14 protein-coding genes, 1 tRNA gene and 1 pseudogene are annotated in these 20,079 nt (G+C 66.2%); 13 read left to right on the top strand and 3 right to left on the bottom strand.

What is annotated here, in order from left to right; genetic code table 11:
* Window positions 1-77 precede the first annotated feature (77 nt).
* The 5 genes and pseudogenes from serS to K0S66_RS00750 form a co-directional block, all read left to right on the top strand.
* Entirely contained in the window at window positions 78-1,355 is a 1,278-nt protein-coding gene (gene serS, locus K0S66_RS00770) for a serine--tRNA ligase (protein WP_301073165.1), read from the top strand.
* A gap of 22 nt (window positions 1,356-1,377) precedes the next feature.
* Complete coding sequence (locus K0S66_RS00765) at window positions 1,378-2,445, top strand: M23 family metallopeptidase (protein ID WP_301073164.1); 1,068 nt, start codon at window positions 1,378-1,380, stop codon at window positions 2,443-2,445.
* A gap of 57 nt (window positions 2,446-2,502) precedes the next feature.
* Window positions 2,503-3,729, top strand: a complete 1,227-nt coding sequence (gene tyrS, locus K0S66_RS00760; protein WP_301073163.1) for a tyrosine--tRNA ligase — start codon at window positions 2,503-2,505, stop codon at window positions 3,727-3,729.
* A gap of 145 nt (window positions 3,730-3,874) precedes the next feature.
* Complete coding sequence (locus K0S66_RS00755; protein ID WP_301073334.1) at window positions 3,875-4,222, top strand: metalloregulator ArsR/SmtB family transcription factor; 348 nt, start codon at window positions 3,875-3,877, stop codon at window positions 4,220-4,222.
* Window positions 4,176-4,681 (top strand): annotated as a pseudogene (locus tag K0S66_RS00750) (rhodanese-like domain-containing protein); the annotation flags it as partial. The gene K0S66_RS00755 and the pseudogene K0S66_RS00750, both read left to right, overlap by 47 nt.
* A 41-nt stretch (window positions 4,682-4,722) precedes the next feature.
* Here the strand turns inward: K0S66_RS00750 and K0S66_RS00745 are convergent.
* A complete protein-coding gene (locus tag K0S66_RS00745) occupies window positions 4,723-5,721 on the bottom strand; it encodes a linear amide C-N hydrolase (RefSeq protein WP_301073162.1) in 999 nt (332 codons plus the stop codon).
* Window positions 5,722-5,889: 168 nt separating this feature from the next.
* The gene (gene recG / locus K0S66_RS00740; RefSeq protein ID WP_301073161.1) at window positions 5,890-7,944 is read right to left on the bottom strand and encodes an ATP-dependent DNA helicase RecG; all 2,055 of its coding nucleotides are present in this window, start codon (window positions 7,942-7,944) and stop codon (window positions 5,890-5,892) included.
* Window positions 7,945-8,057: 113 nt separating this feature from the next.
* Here recG and K0S66_RS00735 point away from each other — a divergent pair, with 113 nt between their 5' ends.
* Window positions 8,058-8,342, top strand: coding sequence for a succinate dehydrogenase assembly factor 2 (locus K0S66_RS00735; protein ID WP_046411778.1), 285 nt, complete (start codon window positions 8,058-8,060; stop codon window positions 8,340-8,342).
* Between the two features lie 93 nt (window positions 8,343-8,435).
* Window positions 8,436-11,891 carry a transcription-repair coupling factor gene (mfd, locus tag K0S66_RS00730; RefSeq protein ID WP_301073160.1) on the top strand — a complete coding sequence of 1,152 codons (3,456 nt, stop codon included), beginning with the start codon at window positions 8,436-8,438 and terminating at the stop codon, window positions 11,889-11,891.
* Between the two features lie 9 nt (window positions 11,892-11,900).
* On the opposite strand, the gene mutL is transcribed toward mfd, so the two are convergent.
* Window positions 11,901-13,706, bottom strand: a complete 1,806-nt coding sequence (gene mutL / locus K0S66_RS00725; RefSeq protein ID WP_301073159.1) for a DNA mismatch repair endonuclease MutL — start codon at window positions 13,704-13,706, stop codon at window positions 11,901-11,903.
* 140 nt (window positions 13,707-13,846) lie between these two features.
* Between mutL and K0S66_RS00720 the strand changes: the two genes are divergently transcribed.
* From K0S66_RS00720 to K0S66_RS00695, 6 genes are all read left to right on the top strand, one after another.
* The gene (locus K0S66_RS00720; RefSeq protein WP_301073158.1) at window positions 13,847-14,887 is read left to right on the top strand and encodes a rod shape-determining protein; all 1,041 of its coding nucleotides are present in this window, start codon (window positions 13,847-13,849) and stop codon (window positions 14,885-14,887) included.
* A gap of 16 nt (window positions 14,888-14,903) precedes the next feature.
* Entirely contained in the window at window positions 14,904-15,824 is a 921-nt protein-coding gene (gene mreC / locus K0S66_RS00715) for a rod shape-determining protein MreC (RefSeq protein WP_301073157.1), read from the top strand.
* Between the two features lie 71 nt (window positions 15,825-15,895).
* Entirely contained in the window at window positions 15,896-16,330 is a 435-nt protein-coding gene (gene mreD, locus K0S66_RS00710; RefSeq protein WP_301073156.1) for a rod shape-determining protein MreD, read from the top strand.
* Window positions 16,327-18,420, top strand: coding sequence for a penicillin-binding protein 2 (gene mrdA, locus K0S66_RS00705; protein WP_301073155.1), 2,094 nt, complete (start codon window positions 16,327-16,329; stop codon window positions 18,418-18,420). Before mreD ends, mrdA begins: the two co-directional genes overlap by 4 nt.
* Window positions 18,417-19,529 (top strand): rod shape-determining protein RodA, encoded by a 1,113-nt coding sequence (rodA, locus tag K0S66_RS00700; RefSeq protein WP_301073154.1) that lies wholly within the window; start codon window positions 18,417-18,419, stop codon window positions 19,527-19,529. Before mrdA ends, rodA begins: the two co-directional genes overlap by 4 nt.
* Window positions 19,530-19,610: 81 nt before the next feature.
* Window positions 19,611-19,686 (top strand) — tRNA-Lys (locus tag K0S66_RS00695).
* Window positions 19,687-20,079: the final 393 nt, after the last annotated feature.

The following is a 20,079-nucleotide window of genomic DNA, read 5'->3' as shown; positions in this document are numbered from 1 at the left end:
TTGCCTCTTCGTCTCCTGTACAGGTGCCCTCCGCCGCCGCTTGCCTGAACCCCGCACCCTCGGCATAGCCCCCCGCCATGCTCGACATTCGCCTGATCCGTGACGAACCCGCCGCCTTCGACGCCGCCATGGCGCGCCGTGGCAAGCCTGCGGAGGCCGCCACCATCCTCGATCTCGATCGCCGCCGCCGAGAGGTGGTGACCGAGCTTCAGGTCGGGCAGGCGCGCCGTAACGAGGCGTCGAAGGCGATCGGTGCGGCCAAGGCGAAGAAGGACGAGGAAACCGCCGCGGCGCTGATGGCGGAAGTCGCCACGCTGAAGCAGCGCCTGCCCGAGCTGGAGGCTGAGGAAGCCCGGCTCGGCGGGGAGCTCGACAGCCTGCTCGCCGGCCTGCCCAATCTTCCGCTCGCTGACGTGCCCGATGGGGCCGACGAGAATGACAATCAGCTGATCCACGAACGCGGCCAGCCTCCGGTGTTCGACTTTGCAGTCCGCGAGCATGACGCGATCGGCCCGGAGCTTGGCCTCGATTTCGAAACCGGTGCGCTGCTGGCCGGCGCGCGTTTCACGCTGGTGCGCGGCCATGTCGCCAAACTTGCCCGGGCACTGGGCCAGTTCGGCCTCGACGTTCTGACGCGCGACTATGGCTATGAGGAAGTCATCCCGCCGCTGCTGGTGCGTGACGAGACGATGTTTGGCACCGGCCAGTTGCCGAAATTCGCCGAGGATTTGTTCCGCACCACCGATGGTCGCTGGCTGATCCCGACCAGCGAGGTCAGCCTCACCAACATCGTGCGCGAGAAGATCCTTTCTTCCACCGATCTGCCGCTGCGCTTCACCGCCCTCACCCCCTGCTTCCGCTCGGAAGCGGGCGCGGCGGGCCGCGATACGCGCGGCTTCATCCGCCAGCATCAGTTCGACAAGGCCGAGATGGTCTCGATCGTCGAGCCGGATCAATCGGAGGCGGAGCATGAGCGGATGACCGCAGCGGCGGAGGACGTGCTGGCGCGCCTCGAACTGCCGTTCCGCCGCATGAAGCTGTGCACCGGCGACATGGGCTTCTCCGCTGCCCGCACCTATGACATCGAAGTGTGGCTGCCGGGGCAGGACCGCTATCGCGAGATCTCCTCCTGCTCGACCTGCACCGATTTCCAGGCGCGCCGCATGAATGCCCGCTTCCGTCCGGAAGGCGAAAAGACAACCCGCTTCGTCCACACGCTGAACGGCTCCGGCCTGGTGATCGGCCGGACGATCGTGGCGATCCTCGAGAATTACCAGCAGGCCGACGGCTCGGTCGCCGTGCCGGCGGTCCTCCAGCCGTATCTGGGCGGGCTGAACCGTCTGGAGCCGCGGTAAGACTAGGGTTAATGCAGCGGCAATGACGAACCGGATCCCGCTCGCGCTGCCGCTCGCATTTGCGCTGGCGGGATGCATCCCCTCGGTCGATCGACCCAGCCGACCGGCACCGCCGCGGCCAGATTCCCGCGGCAGCCATACGCCCCCGCGCGGCGATCAGCGACCGCAGGAAGAGGTGGATCAGCTCCCGGCCCCGGCCCCGGCCTGGGAGTCGCGCGGGGTTCCCGACGATGCCCGCCAAATCGAGGAGCAGACCTATGTCGTCCGCTCGGGCGATTCGCTCCGCGCCATCGCCGAGCGGACTGGCGCCGGATCGGAGGCGATCGCCCGCGCCAACGGACTGTCCGCGCCCTTCGTCATCTACGCGGGGCAGCGACTCCGTATTCCCGGTGGCCGCTACCACCTCGTCCGCTCGGGCCAGACCGGAATCGCTATCGCGCGCACCTATGGCGTCGAATGGTCGAACATCGTCGCCGCCAACGACCTCAGCGAGCCGTACATCCTGCGAACCGGCCAACGGATCCTGATCCCCGGCGACTCGCGTCCGCGCAGTGCGGCCGAGCGCGCCGCCGCTTTCCGCCTCGACATCGATGACATCATCACCGGGGGTGAGCCGGCGATCGCCGAGAACCAGGCGCCAGCAAAACCGGTCGCAACACCGCGACGTGTCCTGCCCTCCACCGCGGCGGTCGCTGCGCCCACCAGCAGCCCCGGCCGCTTCATATGGCCGGTCGATGGCCGGATCGTCGCGCGCTTCGGCGCCGGCGCCAGCGGGCAGCGCAATAACGGCATCAAGATCGCGGTACCCGCGGAGACGCCGGTCAAGGCCGCCGCCGACGGAACGGTCGCTTATGTCGGTGACGGCATCGCCGCGCTGGGCGGGCTGATCATCGTGCGCCATGGCGAGAACTGGACCAGCGTCTATGGCCATGCGTCCAAGCTTCTCGTCCAGCGCGGGCAGGCGGTGAAGAAGGGGCAGACGATCGCACTGTCAGGCGAAACCGGTTTCGCTGATCAGCCCGAACTCCACTTCGAACTGCGGAAGGGCCGCAGTCCGGTCGATCCGACCGCTCAGCTCCCCAGGCGCTAGCGTCGCGCAGCCCGACCGCTTGCGGGAGCCGCGCCGGGAGGGCATGGGCGAGCGGTTATGACCGATCATCAGTCCGATCTGCTCCGCGTCCTCACCGACCGCGGCTACATCCACCAGACGACCGACGCGGCCGCGCTCGATGCGCTCGCGACGAAACAGGTGGTGCCGGGCTATATCGGATTCGATCCCACCGCGCCGTCGCTGCACGTCGGCAGCCTCGTGCAGATTATGCTGCTGCGTCGACTACAACAGACCGGGCACAAGCCGATCGTCCTGATGGGCGGTGGCACCGGCAAGATCGGCGATCCGTCGTTCAAGGAAGAATCGCGCCAGCTGCTGACGGAGGATCGCATCGGCGCCAATGTCGCCTCGATCCGCCGCATCTTCGAACGCTTCCTCACGTTCGGTGACGGCCCGACCGACGCCGTGATGGTCGACAATGCCGACTGGCTCGACAAGCTCGAATACATCCCCTTCCTGCGCGAGGTCGGGCAGCATTTCTCCGTCAACCGGATGCTGTCGTTCGATTCGGTGAAGCTGCGCCTCGATCGCGAGCAGTCGCTCAGCTTCCTCGAATTCAACTACATGATCCTGCAGGCCTATGACTTCCGCGAACTGTCGCTGCGCCACGGCGTTCGGCTGCAGATGGGCGGCAGCGATCAATGGGGCAATATCGTCAACGGCATCGAGCTTGCCCGCCGCATGGACGGCACCGAGGTGTTCGGCGTCACCACCCCGCTCCTCACCACCGCCGACGGACAGAAGATGGGCAAGACCGTCTCCGGCGCCGTCTGGCTGCACGAGGATCAGCTGCCGCACTTCGATTACTGGCAGTTCTGGCGCAACACCGGTGACCGCGATGTCGGCCGCTTCCTGCGCCTGTTCACCGATATGCCGGAAGACGAGATCGCCCGCCTCGAGAAGCTCGAGGGCGCGGAGATCAACGAGGCGAAGAAGATCCTCGCCAACGAGGCCACCGCCATGTGCCGCGGCCGCGAGGCAGCGGAGCAGGCCGCCGAAACCGCGCGCAAGACCTTCGAGGAAGGCGCCAGCGGCGACGCGCTCCCCACCTTCGCGGCGAGCGGCGACGTGGCGCTGGTCGATGTCCTCGTCGGCCTGGGTTTCTGCGCGTCGAAGGGCGAGGCCCGACGCCTAATCAAGCAAGGCGGCGCGCGCGTCGCCGGCGAGAAGGTGTCCGACGAGGCCGCCACCGTCACCGCGGGGAGCGAGCCGGTCCGCATCTCCGCCGGCAAGAAGCACCACGGCCTGCTCGTCGCGGGCTGACGCGAGGCCCCGCTGATCCACGATCCTCCATCCTCCGCCTGCCACAACCAACGGCAGGCGGCAGGACACTCGCGCCCTGGCACATACCTTAGCATTTACTATATTAGCGATTACTAACGGCGTAGCGACGATGCTGAAGCCGCCGATGGATCTGGCGACGTTCGAACAAAAAGCGGTCCAAGTCGTCGAAACGCTCAAGGCGATCGGCAACGCACGCCGACTGATGCTGCTGTGCAAGCTGGTCGAACATGGCGAAGTGACGGTCACGGACCTCTCTCGCGACGTCGACCTCTCGCAATTCGCCTGTTCGCAGCACCTCGCAAAGGTGCGCGACGAAGGCCTCGTTACCTTCCGGCGCGAGAGCCAGACCCTCTGGTACGCCATCGCCGATCCGAGCGTCGAAACGCTGCTCGCAACCCTCTTCCAGCTCTACTGCAAGGACGTTGATGGATGCTTCCCCCCTGTCCTCGCGCAATGCGCGCCAGGCCCTTGACCGCGGCGCCCGGCTGGTCGACATCCGCGACGCCGACGAACATGCGCGCGAGCGCATTCCCGGCGCGGTCAACCTGCCGCTCAATCGCATCGCCGCCTTGCCGCGCGATGAGTGCCCGGTGATCTTCCACTGCAAGTCCGGCATGCGCAGGGCCGCCAATGCCGCCGCGCTCGCCGCCGCTGCCGCAGGCGTGCAGGCCTATATTCTCGAGGGCGGAATCGATGCCCGGCGCTCGGCCGGTCAACCGAGGGTGGTGGCGCGCAGCCACTCGAGATCATGCGGCAGGTGCAGATCACGGCGGGTATGCTGGTGCTTGCGGGCGTGCTGCTAGGCCTGTTCGTCGCCCCGGCCTTCTTCGGCTTGTCCACCTTCGTCGGCGCTGGCCTAATGTTTGCCGGAGCGACCGGCTGGTGCGGCATGGCGAACCTGCTGCGCATCATGCCGTGGACTCGGAGCGCCGCGCGCACTGATACGATCACGATCGCCACGTTTCGCGCCGATCAGGGCAGGCCGGCGAACTGGAACGGCTTAGCCGGCTTGAAATCCTTGTTGGCCATGCCGGAGAAGATGTTCCGCTCATTGGGTCCAAGGTCCAGCTTCAACACCTTGCCCGTGCGCCTGCGCTTCTGATCGGAGACGGTGCGCCAGCGCGTGGCCGAAATATTGGGCTGGTTAGGCGTGCTGATGCCGATCGGCACCGAGACGTTGCGGATGATGCTGAAGGCGGTGGCGATGGTCTGCAGCGGATCGGATACTGGCGGAATAGACCTCACGTAGAAGGAGGCGCGCGCGAAGCGGTCGGCGGCACGGTTCGTGCCGGGCAGGAACACCGTGCCACCGATCTGCTGCCAATATTCCTCCATCGCCAACTGCCGACCGAACGTCGGCGAATTGGTCATCACCTGATAGTCGCGGCTGTGATGGATCAATTGCCGCCCGTTTACATATTCGATGATCGCGCTGTCGCCGCTGGGATCGGACAGCGCGAGGTGCAGGTTTGCCACCCTGTCCTGCCCCGGCACTTGCGCGGTGACGATGATGAACGGTTCCTTCGCCAGCGCGTCTACGGCCGCCTGCACGGTAGTGAAATTGTCGAGCACATATTGCGCCCAGGCGGCAATGCTGAGGCCTGGCTTGGAGCCGCTGTTGTCGGGGTATTGTGATTCCGCCAACCAGAGGATGTTCGCGACCAGCCCCGCCTCGTTCATCCCGTCGGATGTGGAATTGTCATACGCCGCCGCGATGACGCTGCCGTAGCGCGAGGTCCAGCGGATCGAGTTTGGGCCGACTTCCCCGTTTCGCGCCATACCGCGGGGAAACACCCAGAGGTTCGTCTGGATATCGCTCGCCCAGTCCATCGAACGGGCCGTAACCACCTGATCGTCGCCGCCGAAATAGACGAGGCGCGAGCAGGCCTGCGCCACCGGCGGCAGCGACATGCCGGCAGTCAGCAGCAGGCCCAGGCAGAATTTGAAGCGAGCGATCTTCTTTCTCGGCACGGCAACCTCCTGCAGAAGGCGTGATAAGGCCGGCGCGAGTTGGCGTCCTATACGTAGATCCGCGGTGACAAGCCGGTCCGGGGAGCAGTCGCGATGGTGGCGAGCGGCGGCAGGATCACCGACATGCTCATGCGCCTGCTCTACCCGTGATGCGGGCCTGCGCCGCGATCAGCCCGATCGCAGCAGCGCGACGCCAGCATCGCGCTCGAACAGATACAGCGCCACCCGCGCCGCCTGCCCGCGCGCGCCGGATAGCCCGCCATCGCGATCGATCAGCAGCCGCGCATCATCGTATGCGATCGGCAGCAGCTCATTGAGCAGCTCCGGGGTCGCCAGCCGGAATGCCGCCTCGCCCGATTGCCGCGTGCCGAGCAATTCGCCGCCGCCGCGCAGCCGCAGATCCTCCTCCGCGATCCGGAAGCCGTCATTGGTCTCACGCATCAGCGCCAGCCGCGCGCGTGACGTCTCGCTCAACGCCGCGCCCCGCATCAGCAGACAGCGCGATTGCCCGCCGCCGCGCCCCACGCGGCCGCGCAGCTGGTGGAGCTGCGCCAGCCCGAAGCGATCCGCATGTTCGATCACGATCAGCGTCGCATTGGGCACGTTCACGCCCACCTCGATCACCGTCGTCGCCACCAGCACACCAAGCTCGCCGCAGGCGAACCGCGCCATCACCGCGTCCTTCTCCGCCGGCCGCATCTTGCCATGCACCAGCCCCACGCGGTCGCCGAACCGGCCCGCGAGCGCCGCCGCCCGCGCCTCGGCCGCGGCCAGATCGCTCTTCTCGCTCTCCTCCACCAGCGGGCAGACCCAATAGGCCTGCTTGCCCTCCGCCAGATGCCGGCCGAGCGCATTGACCACCTCGTCCAGCCGCTCCTCGCTGATGACACGGGTCTCCACCGGCTCGCGCCCGGGCGGCATCTCGTCCAGCCGGCTCTGGTCCATCTCGCCGTGCTGCGCGAGGACCAGCGTGCGCGGGATCGGCGTCGCGGTCATCGCCAGCAGATGCGGTGTCGTTCTGCCCTTGGCCGACAGCGCCAGCCGCTCGGCCACGCCGAAGCGATGCTGCTCGTCGACCACGACAAGGCCAAGGTCGCGGTAAGTCACCGCATCCTGGAAGATCGCGTGCGTGCCGATCAATATGTCGATCGATCCATCCGCCAGCCCCATCAGCACGCCCTCGCGCGCCCGGCCCTTGTCCCGCCCGGTCAGCACCGCGATGTTCACCGGCAGGCCGGCCAGCGTCTCGCGCAGCGTGTCGTAATGCTGCCGCGCCAAGATCTCGGTCGGTGCCAGCAGCGCGCCTTGCGCCCCTGCCTCCACTGCGATCAGCAACGCAAGCGCGGCGACCAGCGTCTTGCCCGATCCTACGTCACCCTGCAGCAGCCGAAGCATCGGCGCGTCCTGCGCCAGATCGCCCTCGATCTCGCGCGCCGTCCGCGCCTGCGCGCCCGTCAGCGCATAGGGCAGCCGAAGCATGTCGCGCAGCCGCCCGTCACCCTTCAACGCGCGGCCACGCCGCCGCCTTGTGTCCTGCCGCACCAGCGACAGCGCCAGCTGGTTGGCGAATATCTCGTCATAGGCGATCCGCGCCCGCGCGACCGCATCGGCCGGATCGGCATGGACACGCGCCAGCGCCTCCTTCCACCCCGGCCAGTCGCGCTGCGCGAGCAAGCCCGGCTCGATCCATTCGCCAAGCTCTGGCGCCCGCGCGATCGCCTGGTCGACCAGCCCACCGACGCGCCGCGAGGTGATCCCTTCGGAGAGGGGGTAGATCGCCTCGCGCTCGCGGAAGCCATCCTCGCCATCCACGATCTCCGGGTGGATGATCTGGAGCTCCTGACCATAGGTCTCCAGCTTGCCTGACACGCGCACCGGCTCGCCTACGGTATAGAGCTTGCGCACCAGTCCGCTCGATCTCCCGAAATAAACGAGGCTGACGGTGTTGCCGTAGCCGTCTGCTGCCTGCACCCGTGTTGGCGCGCGCGGCGAGGAGGATACGCGAATGTCGCGCACGGTCAGCGTGATCGCGATGGTGCGCCCCGCATCCTGTGCCATCAGCTCGTCCCGCGGCAGCCGGTCGAGCCAGCCGCTCGGCAAATGGAACAGCACGTCAACGACGCGCGCCAGCCCCAGCCGCTCGAGCGGCTTGGCCAGCCCGGCGCCAACGCCCTTCAGCGCGGTGACTTCGGCGAACAGTGGATTGAGGATATCGGGTCGCATGACTATCTCTGGCGCCACGCCTAGCCGTTCGCATCGATCCTGTCAGGCGAGCAGGTGAATTATAGCAGCCGACCGTGCGAAACCACGGCCGGCCAACCGTCGTTGGAGCCATGATGGATCAAGAGACTCGACTGCGGCGCACCCGTTTCCGCGCTTGGCATCGCGGCACGCGTGAGGCCGATTTCATGATTGGCGGCTTCTTCGATGCGCATCACGCCAGCTGGTCCGAGGAGCAGCTTCAATGGTTCGAGCGGCTGCTGGAGGAGCAGGACGTGGACATCATGGGCTGGGCGATCGGCTCCATCCCGTGCCCACCTGAATGGGAGGGCGAGATGATGCAGACGATGCGCCGCGTCGATTTCGCGCTCGCCACCCCGGGGAGCCAGCCCGGCGCCTGACCCTTTCCTCTCCGGTCGTCCCGGGCGAAGCCGAGGGACGCGCGGAGTGACGCTGGTGCGCGATCAGCCATCACGATACGAACGGACCCGCATTTGCCCGACCTGAAGACGATCCTTTCCGCCAAGACGCCGCTCACCCTGTCGGGCGTGCCGACCGGCTTCCTGCCGAGCCTGCTTGCCGATCTCGCCCGTGCGGCGAAGACGCGCGCGGTCTTCATCGCGCCGGACGAAGCAGCGATGCGGGCGATTGCGGGCACCGCGCGCTTCTTCGCGCCGGAAATCGAGATCGTTGAATTTCCGGCGTGGGATTGCCTTCCCTACGATCGCGCCTCTCCGACGCTGCGCGTCATGTCGGAGCGGATCGGCGCCCTGCACAAGCTTCAGGCGACGCCAAAGGGGTCCCAGCTTGTCCTCACCACCGTCAACGCCGCGACCCAGCGAACGCTGACGCCGTTCCGCATCCGACAGCTTGTCGCCAACCTGAAGCCGGGTGAGCGGATCGCGCGTGACAAGCTGGCCGCCCTGCTGTCCGCCAATGGCTATGTCCGCACTGACACCGTGCACGATGCCGGCGAATATGCCGTCCGCGGCGGGCTGGTCGACCTGTTCCCATCGGGCGAGACACAGGCGCTTCGCCTCGATTTCTTCGGCGACGAAATCGAGAGCGTGCGCACCTTCGATCCTGCGGACCAGCGGACCACCGGCAACATCAACGGCTTCACCCTGCTCCCCGCGTCCGAGGCGCTGCTGGACGAGGAAAGCATCAAGCGCTTCCGCGCACGATATCGTGAAACCTTCGGCGCCACCGCCACCGGCGATCCGCTCTATCAGGCGGTCAGCGAAGGCCGTCGCCTCGCCGGCATGGAGCATTGGCTACCGCTGTTCGAGGAGCGGCTCGAGACACTTTTCGACCATCTCGGCGAGGATGCGCTCGTCGTCCGTGACGGCGGCGTGAAGGCCGCCGGCGAGGCGCGGTTCGAGGCGGTCGCCGACTATTACGAGAACCGCAAGCGCGCTGAGGCGGCACAGCCCGGCAGCTACCGCGCGCTGCCCGCCAAGACGCTCTACATGCCACCCAAGGAGTGGGAGGAGGCGCTCGCCAGCGCGACCGCGCACGTCACCACCCCGTTTCACGAGCCCAAATCGGCCACCGTGGTAGACTTCAACGTCGACGGACCGCGCGATTTCGCGCCCGAGCGCGCGGTCCACGCCAACGTCTATGAGGCGGTGGTCGACCATGTCGAGAAGCTGCGCAAGGAAGGGCGCACGCCCGTCCTCGCCAGCTATTCGACCGGCGCGCGCGATCGCCTCGGCAACCTCCTCAAGGACCATGGCCTCACCGGCGCAAAGCCGGTCGAGACGTGGCAGGCGGCACAGGGCGTCGGCGAGACCCAGGTCGCGCTGATCGTCCTCCCGCTCGACCACGGGTTCACCGCGCCCAAAGTCGCGGTTCTCACCGAGCAGGACATGCTGGGCGATCGACTGGTGCGCCGTGCGAAGCGCCGCAAGTCCGCCGATGCCTTCCTGGCCGAGCTCGCTACGCTCTCGCCCGGCGATCTCGTGGTTCACACCGATCACGGCATCGGCCGCTATGTCGGGCTGACTCAGGTCCCCGTCGCCAAGGCACCGCACGATTGCGTGCAGCTCGAATATGCCGGCGGCGACAAGCTCTACGTCCCGGTCGAGAACCTCGAAGTCCTCAGCCGCTATGGCTCGGGCGAGGAAGGCGCGAGCCTCGACCGACTCGGCGGCGAGGCATGGCAGCGCCGCAAGTCCAAGATGAAGGAGCGCATCCGCGAAATCGCGGGTGAGCTGATCGCGACTGCCGCGCTGCGCGCGCTGCGGCACGGCGAGGTCGCGGAGCCGGATTCCAGTGGTTATCCCAGCTTCGTCGATCGCTTCCCCTATCAGGAAACCGACGACCAGGATCGAGCGATCGAGGAAACGCTCGCCGATCTTTCAGCCGGCAAGCCGATGGATCGGCTCATCGTCGGCGACGTCGGCTTCGGCAAGACCGAGGTCGCGCTGCGCGCCGCCTTCGTGGCCGCCATGGCAGGAATGCAGGTAGCGGTCGTCTGCCCGACCACGCTTCTCGCGCGCCAGCACTACCAGAACTTCATGGCCCGTTTCGAAGGCTTCCCGATCCGTATCGGCCGCCTCTCCCGCCTGGTCGCGGCGGCCGAGACGAAGCGTGTGAAGGAGGGCCTCGCCGACGGTACGATCGATGTCGTCATCGGCACCCACGCGCTCCTCGCCAAGAATGTCGATTTCAAGCGACTTGGCTTGGTTGTCGTCGATGAAGAACAGCGGTTCGGCGTCACTCACAAGGAGCGGCTGAAAACCCTCCGCGCCGACGTCCACATCCTCACTCTTACGGCCACGCCGATCCCGCGCACGCTGCAGATGGCGATGTCCGGCCTGCGCGAACTTTCCGTCATTCAGACGCCGCCGGTCGATCGCCTCGCGGTGCGCACCTATGTCATGCCCTGGGATCCGGTCGTCCTGCGCGAGGCGCTGCTGCGCGAGCATTATCGCGGCGGCCAGAGCTTCCTCGTCACGCCGCGCATCGCCGATCTGCCCGACATCGAGGAATTCCTGCGGAAGGAAGTGCCGGAAATCCGCTACGTCATCGCGCACGGCCAGATGGCGCCGACCGAGGTGGAGGAGCGCATGTCCGCCTTCGTCGAGAAGAAGTTCGAGGTGCTGATCTCCACGTCGATCATCGAAAGCGGCATCGACATTCCGTCCGCCAACACGCTGATCGTCAACCGCGCTGATCGCTTCGGCCTCGCGCAGCTCTACCAGCTGCGCGGCCGCGTCGGCCGATCAAAGACTCGCGCCTACGCCTATATGGTCACCCCGCCAGAACGGCAGATGACCGATGCCGCGGAGAAGCGCCTGAAGGTTCTCAGCGATCTCGACAGCCTCGGCGCGGGCTTCCAGCTTGCGAGCCACGATCTCGACATCCGCGGCGCCGGCAATCTGCTGGGCGATGAACAGTCCGGCCACATCAAGGAAGTCGGCTACGAACTCTACCAGTCGATGCTGGAAGAGGCGATCATGGACGCCAAGGCCGGCGGCCTTGCCAATCGCCCGCGCGATTTCTCGCCGCAGATCACGGTCGACGCGCCGATCCTCATCCCTGAAGAATATGTACCGGATCTGGACCTTCGCATGGGGCTCTATCGCCGCCTCAACGAGCTGGACGAAAAGCGCGAGCTGGAGGCTTTCGCTGCCGAGATGATCGACCGCTTCGGCCCGCTGCCCGAGGCGACCGACAATCTCGTCAAGGTCATCGAGATCAAGATGAACGCCAAGACGGCCTGCGTCGCAAAGATGGACGTGGGGCCGAAGGGCGCGCTGGTCAGCTTCCACGACGATACGCCGCCCAACGTTCCGGGCTTGCTCGCCTATGTCGACAAGCTCGGCGGGATTGCGAAGCTGCGCCCCGATTCAAAGCTGGCGCTCACCCGCAACTGGGCCGATCCGGCGGCGCGGCTGCACGGCGCGCTCCAACTGTCAAAGGGGCTGGCGAAGGCGGCAAGCTGACGCCCGCCGCTACTTTCGGCCGAAAAGCTTCTCGACGTCGGATAGCGCCAGCTTCACCCAGGTCGGCCGGCCATGGTTGCACTGGCCGGAATGCGGCGTCGCCTCCATCTCGCGGAGAAGCGCGTTCATCTCGGCGACCGACAGCACGCGGCCGGCACGCACCGAACCGTGACACGCCATCGTCCCGGCGACGGCGTCGAGCCGCTCACGTAGCGACAGCGCCTCGTCAAAGGCGGCGAGTTCATCGGCAAGGTCGCGCACCAGGCCGGCCGGGTCGCCGCGCCCCAGCAAGGCCGGGGTCGCCCGCACCAGCATGGCGCGGGGGCCGAACCGCTCCAGATCCAGGCCGAGTTCGCTCAGTTCCGCCGCGCGCGACTCCATTCGATCGCAAGCCGGTTCGTCCAGCTCGACCACTTCGGGGATCAGCAAGGCCTGCGCCGCAACCCGCCCACCGACCAGCGCCGCGCGCATCCGCTCCAGCACTAACCGTTCATGCGCGGCGTGCTGATCGACGATCACCAACCCATCCGCCGCCTCGGCAACGATATAGGTTTTCGCCACTTGGCCGCGCGCTACGCCCAGCGGGTGATCGCCTGTGTCGGGGATAGCAGCGGTGGCCGGCTCGGCACGCGCCTGCGGCGGCGGCGAGAAGAAGGTCGGTCGCTGATCGCGCACCCCACCAAAACTGCCGATGCCAGGATAGACCGACGCCTCAGGCGTGAACGCCGCAGCACCCTGCGCTGCAAAGAATGAAGCGGCATCAGTGCTGCCCCCACTCGGCTCCGCCCGGAACATCGCCATCGCATCGGCCGGCGCGCGGTGCGCGACTCGGTGCCCCGCCATGTCCAGCGCGCGGCGGAGCCCTGAAACAATAAGCCCTCGCACCGTGGCAGGATCGCGAAAGCGGACCTCGGTCTTCGCTGGATGGACGTTCACGTCGACCTCGCCTGGCGGCACGTCGAGGAACAGGGCGACCACCGCGTGGCGATCACGCGGCATCATCTCGGCATAGGCGCCGCGGATCGCGCCCGTCAGCAGCCGGTCCTTCACCGGGCGGCCGTTCACGAAAAGATATTGGTGATCGGCAACGCCGCGGTGAAACGTCGGCAGGCCCGCCACCCCGCCCAGCACCAGACCTTCGCGCTCCAGATCGACCGCGACGCTATTCTCCTTCAGTGCCCGGTCGGTCAGCGCGGCAACGCGGGCCGGTCGATCCTCCGGCTGGAGCGCCGCCAGGACCCGCCGGCCGTCATGCTCCAGCAGGAACGCAACGTCAGGACGCGCCATGGCGAGGCGGCGGACCACGTCCAGGCACGCGGCATATTCGCTGCGGCCGGAACGCAGGAACTTGCGCCGCGCCGGCACCCGGGCAAACAGTTCCTCCACCAAAACGCGCGTGCCGGGCGGCAACGCCGCCGGGCCGTCAGCCACCACCACGCCATTGTCGGTAACCCGCGACCATCCATCCGCGCCGCGCACGCGGCTTTCCAGCGTCAGCCGCGCCACGCTGGCGATCGAGGGCAGGGCCTCACCGCGAAAGCCCATCGTCGCCACCTGATCGATCTCGTCCGTCGGCAACTTGGACGTGGCATGGCGTTCCAGCGCCAGCGCCATTTCGGCAGCGCTCATCCCGCATCCGTCGTCAATCACCTCGATGCGCGAGAGGCCTCCCTCCCCCAGCCGCACCGTGACTCGCGTCGCACCGGCGTCGAGAGAATTCTCAACCAGTTCCTTCAACGCACTGGCTGGTCTTTCTACCACTTCACCGGCGGCGATGCGGTTGATCAGATGTTCCGGGAGGCGACGTATTGACACCATCACTCCCCTAGCCCAATCGGCGCCATCCCGCGACCCCGTGACAGCACGATCAAAGCCCAACAAGCGACTTGCGGCCGCGGCGTCGGGATGATTGATGCACCTCGCTCCGGCGACTCGGGGACGGAATTAAGCTGAACATGGCCTTCTCGCGTTTCTTCAAGTTCATGTCCCATGACATGGCGATCGATCTCGGGACTGCGAACACCGTGGTCTATCTTCGTGGGCGCGGAATCGTGCTCAATGAACCGTCCGTGGTGGCGGTTGAGACGATCAACGGCATAAAGAAGGTCAAGGCCGTTGGCGAAGACGCCAAGTTGATGATGGGCAAGACGCCCGGAAACATCGAGGCGATCCGTCCGCTGCGCGATGGCGTTATTGCCGACATCGATGTCGCCGAGCAGATGATCAAGAGTTTCATTTACAAGGTTCATGGGCAGCGCAAGTTCATGCGCTGGCCTGAGATCGTGATCTGTGTCCCGTCGGGATCGACCAAGGTCGAGCGTCGCGCGATCCGCGATGCGGCGTCGAACGCGGGTGCAAGCCAGGTCTGGCTGATCGAGGAGCCGATGGCCGCCGCGATCGGCGCCGACATGCCAGTGACCGAACCGATCGGCAGCATGGTCGTGGACATTGGCGGCGGCACGACGGAAGTCGCGGTGCTGTCGCTGCGCGGCCTTGCCTATACGACGTCGGTGCGCGTCGGCGGTGACAAGATGGACGAGGCGATCGTCAGCTACGTGCGCCGCAACCACAATCTGCTGATCGGTGAAGCCACGGCCGAGCGAATCAAGCAGGAAGTGGGCATTGCCAAGCCGCCCGCCGATGGCATCGGCATGACGATCCACATCAAGGGTCGCGATCTGGTGAACGGGGTGCCCAAGGAAATCCAGATCAACCAGGGCCAGATTGCCGAGGCGTTGTCCGAACCGGTCGCGACGATCGTCGAGGGCGTCCGGGTTGCGTTGGAAAACACGGCACCTGAACTTGCCGCTGACATTGTCGACCAGGGCATCGTGCTCACCGGCGGTGGCGCGCTGCTGCAGGGCCTGGACGAAGTGCTCCGCGACGAGACCGGCCTGCCGGTGACGGTGGCGGAAGATCCGCTGACCTGCGTAGCGCTCGGCACCGGACGGGCGCTCGAGGATCCGATGTATCGCGGCGTGCTGCAAAGCGGCTGATCTGAAGGAATAGCGAATGGCGCCGCCGCGGGACCGGCGCCCGGGTTTCTCGCGACGGGCGCAATATACGCTCTTTTTGAGCTACATCCTGGCCGTCGCTGGTGCGTTGGTCGGTGCGGTGTTGCTCGTCCTCTCGCAATTCAATCCGCCCGCCTTCGCGGCGCTCCGATCTGCCGCGACCGAGATCACCGCTCCGGTCTCGACGGGGCTGTCGGCGATCGTGCGCGGCGTGGCTTCGGTCCCGGAAACGATCTCGACCTATTTCCGGGTACATGGCGAGAATGCAGCACTTCGCGCCGAAGCCGCAAGGACCAGGGATGCGCTGGTGCAGGCGCGCATCATCGTGCGCGACAATCGACGGCTGCGCGGACTGCTCAAGTTGCGCGAAGCCACGCCTGACACGGTAGCAACCGCCAGGATCGTCAGTTCCAGTGCGTCGAGCACCCGCCGGTTCGGCATCCTCAATGCGGGACGCTGGCAGGGTGTCCGCCCCGGCATGCCAGTACGCGGCCCCGACGGCCTGATCGGACGGATCGTGGAAGCAGGTCCCAATTCCGCACGGGTCCTGCTGACCATCGACGCCGAAAGCGTCATCCCGGTGCAGCGGATCGGCGACGGGCTCCCCGCTCTGGCGGCCGGCCGCGGCGACGGAATGCTCGAAATCCGCTCGGTAGGCACAACGAACGCCCGGCTGAAGCCGGGCGATCGCTTCATCACCTCTGGAATTGGCGGCCTCTACACGCCCGGCGTGCTGGTGGCGCAGGTCGTCAAGCCCGGTGCTGACAGCGCCCCGGCGCAACCATTTGCCGAAGCGAACACGTTCGACTTCGCGATCGTCAGCGCGCCATTCCTCCCGCCCCCGCCGCGTCCTGCATCCCGTGCCAGCGTTGATCAGGCAGGGCAGACCGCCCCGACCGAGGGCACGACAGCGCCGTGAACTTGGCACCAAAACCTTTTCAGGCGCCGATGCAGCAATCACCGGCGCGGGCGCTGCCGTGGCTGACGGTGATGGCGGGATCGCTGGTCACGATCATTCCGGTGGTAGCTACGCTGCCGCTGCTGCCGCCCTTCGGGCTGCTCATGCTGTTGTCGTGGCGCTTGCTCGCGCCGCTGGCGCTGCGGCGCTGGGCGCCGGCCCTGCTCGGTCTGTTCGACGATTGCCTGAGTGGGCAGCCTCTCGGCAGCGCAATGCTGCTCTGGACGCTCGCCTTCTTTCTCGTCGACCTGTTCGATCAGCGAACCATCTTCCGCGCGTTCGCACAGGATTGGCTGATCGCGGCGGTCGGGATTGCATTTTGTCTGATCGGCGGCCGTTTTCTGGCAACCCCCCTCGGCGCGCAGGTTGATAGCGTGCTAGTGGTCCAGATCATCGTGTCCATCCTCCTCTTCCCCCTCGCTGCTCGCGCCGTTGCCTGGGTTGATCGCCGTCGCGTTGCCGAATGAACCGGTCACCACGGATCGCCACCGAGGCGCAGCAAGGCTACACGTTTTCACGCCGGGCATGGCTGCTTGGCGCGATGCAGATCGGCGTCGGCAGCGTGCTCGCCGGCCGCATGGCGTGGCTCTCGATCGCCGAGAACGAACGCTATAATCTGCTGAGCGAGAACAACCGGGTCAACATGACCCTCGTGCCCCCGCGCCGGGGGTGGCTGGTTGATCGGCACGGACAGCCGATCGCAGACAATCGCACCGACTTTCGCGTTGATCTGATTCCCGACCGGATGGTTGACGAGGAACGGACACTCGCTGCGCTGCGCGACCTACTGGCGCTCACCGACGAGGATCTGCTGCGAGTTCGTGCCGACCTGAAGCGGGCTGCGGGTTTCCAGCCGGTCAAAGTAGCCGAGAATGTCAGTTGGGAGCGCTTTGCCGCGGTTCAGGTGCGCCAGCCAGAACTGCCAGGCGTCGCGCCGACGCGTGGGTTTGCGCGCAACTATCCCGGCGGTGCGGCGGTGGCGCATCTCACCGGCTATGTCGGCGGCGCCACGGCGGAGCAGTATAAGCAGACGCGCGATCCCTTGCTGCTCACTCCCGGTTTCAAGGTCGGCAAGGATGGTCTTGAAAAGACACTGGAACCGCAACTTCGCGGCAAGCCCGGCGCCAAGCGGATCGAAGTTACCGCACGGGGCAAGCTGGTGGCCGAGCTTGCCACGCGGCCGGACGTCCCCGGCAAGACGCAGAAGCTGACGATCGACTCGGGATTGCAGGAATATGCCGCTCGGCGGCTGGGCACGAACTCAGGTTCTGCCGTGGTGTTCGATTGCGAGACCGGCGAGATGCTCGCAATGGTGTCGATGCCGGCCTATGATCCCAACAGCTTTTCCGACGGGATCAGCCACCTGGAATGGAAGATGTTGTCCGCGGACGATCACGTTCCGCTGATGAACAAGGTGACGCAGGGCCTCTATCCGCCCGGATCGACCGTGAAGCCTATGAATGGCCTCGCGCTGTTGGACGCCGGGGTCAGTCCGGACGAACGCGTATTTTGCAGCGGGGCTATGCGGGTCGGAAGCGGCGTATTCCACTGCCACCGGCGGCGCGGGCATGGGCCGATGGACCTGCGCAGCGCGGTGGCGCAGAGCTGCGACATCTATTTCTACGAGATGATCCGCCGCCTCGGTTACGACAAGGTGGCGCCGGTGGCGCGCGCCGTCGGCATGGGCAAGAAATATGATCTGCCCTTCTCCACGCAGCGCTACGGCACGGTGCCCGACAGCGTGTGGAAGGAGCGCAAGTACAAGACGAAGTGGACGGTCGCGGACTCACTGAACGCGTCGATCGGTCAGGGCTATGTCCTTGCCAATCCGCTTCAGCTCGCTGTGATGGCGATGCGGATCGCGTCCGGTCGGCAGATCCAGCCCACCCTGTTGATGGACCGCCTGCGGCATAGCGCGCCGCCCCTGCCCTATAAGGAAGAGCATCTCCGCATCGTTCGCGAATCGATGTGGAAAGTGGTCAATGGCGGCGGCACGGGCGGTGCCTCACGATTGTACCTTCCGGGCATCGAGCTGGCGGCGAAGACCGGCACGGCGCAGGTGCGACGTATCACCATGGCGGAACGTCGGTCCGGCGTACTTAGCAATGGCCAGCTGCCGTTCAAGCTGCGCGACCACGCATTGTTCATCTGCTTCGCGCCCGCGGACAAGCCGCGCTATGCGGCAGCCATCGTGCTCGAGCATAACGGCCACGTCATCCGCAATCTCGACACGCCGATGATCGGGCGGGACATCATGACCTATCTGTTCGACAAGGAACGCGCGCTAAAGGCGCTTGCCGAAGTCGAGCCGACCTGGGGTGGTGACATCCGGACGCGCATGGCTGCACAGGAGGCCGCCTATCGCGCGGCCGCGAACGCGCCCTCCCCCGCACAAGCGGCCGCCACGGAAACCGACGCACCGGCGCCGACACGCGCGCCTGCCGTGCGTCAGGCAACCGACGCGCTGAATGCCGCGCAGGAGGCGACCGTCAGCGACATTGCCAATGGCGCAGGCCCGGCGAGCGTCGGCACCACCGAACCGTCGGATCCGCAATGAGCCGCCCGTCGATCGTTCCTGCACCGTTGACGCGGCTGCCGTGGCGCATGTTGCTGCTGGTCATCGCAATCGGCGGCTTCGGCCTTGTCATCCTATATTCCGCCGCCAGCGGAAATGTGCGCCCGTGGGCTCTGTCGCAAGGCGTCCGGTTCGTGGTGTTCCTGTGCGGTTCGATCGTGATCTCGCGCGTGCCGGAGGATGTCTGGCGGCGCGGCGCCCTCCCCGGCTATGTTCTGATCGTCGTCCTGCTTTTCGCCGTCGAACTGCTCGGCGCGGTACGCGGTGGCAGTCAGCGCTGGCTCGATTTCGGCTTCATCAGGCTGCAGCCCTCAGAATTAATGAAACCGGCAATCGTCCTCGCCTGCGCGCGCTTCTACGAACTGTTGCCGCCCAATGAGACCCGGCGTTTTGGCGCGATCTGGCCCGCTGCGATCCTCATCGGGCTGCCGGCCGCCCTCGTCATGCTGCAGCCGGATCTCGGTACGGCGCTGATGATCACCGGCGGCGGGCTGACGGTGATGTTCCTGGCGGGCGTTCCGCTGCGGCTCTTCGTCGTTGGCGGGCTGGCGCTCGCGATCGCGGCGCCACTGGCCGTGAACTTCCTGCTGCACGACTATCAGCGCAATCGCGTGCTCATCTTCATGGACCCGGAAAGCGACCCGCTGGGCACCGGATACCATATCAGCCAGTCGAAGATCGCGATCGGATCAGGCGGGATCACCGGCAAGGGGTTCCTCAACGGCACCCAGAGTCATCTCGATTACCTGCCAGAAGGGCATACCGACTTCGTGTTTGCGACCATGGCGGAAGAATGGGGGTTGCTCGGCGGCCTCTTCATCATCGTCGCCTATCTTCTGGTCATCCGCTGGGGCATCAACGTCGGCACGCGCGCGCGCACCCGCTTTGCCAAGCTGACCGCCGCCGGCCTCGCGACCACCATCTTCTTCTATGTCGCGATCAATCTCGCGATGGTGATGGGCCTCGCGCCGGTCGTAGGGATCCCGCTGCCGCTGGTCAGCTTTGGCGGCTCCGCGCAGATGACGGTGTTCCTGTGCCTGGGCATCCTGATGTCGATCGACCGCAGCAATCGCGGCGAACAAAATTGGTGAGCGCCGAAAAAAGTGGTTGCGTCCCGCGGGAGCGATGCTAATGACGCGCCTCCCGGCGGCGGCAGCAGCCTAAACCGGAACGGACGCATAGCTCAGTTGGTAGAGCAGCTGACTCTTAATCAGCGGGTCCTTGGTTCGAGCCCAAGTGCGTCCACCACCTTCTTTCCGTTTGATAGCAATGCCTTGCGCGGCATTGCTCCGGCTGAGAAGGAACGTTTCTCCTAATCAACGATACGGTGGGCCGGCGCTAGCGCGGCGCACGCAGCCTTTCTGTCACGACGCGTGTCTGCATGTCACCTCGTTATCGAAGAGAGCGAGAAGCCCCGCCGCATCGCCCCCGCTATTGCCGATCGCACCTCTCTCAGCACCCTCGCTACGGGACTTTACTGAATGCATGGTCGGGCCAGGCCGGTGATGATCTTTGCCCCGGCGCCAGCGCCGCTGCGAAGGATGGTCGACCATGCCGAAGGTATCGGGAACCAACGTCTTGATCTTTCTGGCCGCGATCGGCCTGTGCATGGTCGTCCTGCTCTACCTCGTATTCTGACCA

It is taken from the genome of Sphingomonas sp. (genome assembly GCF_029239295.1).
Lineage (GTDB): Bacteria > Pseudomonadota > Alphaproteobacteria > Sphingomonadales > Sphingomonadaceae > Sphingomonas.
This window is presented reverse-complemented; position numbering and strand designations above follow the sequence as displayed.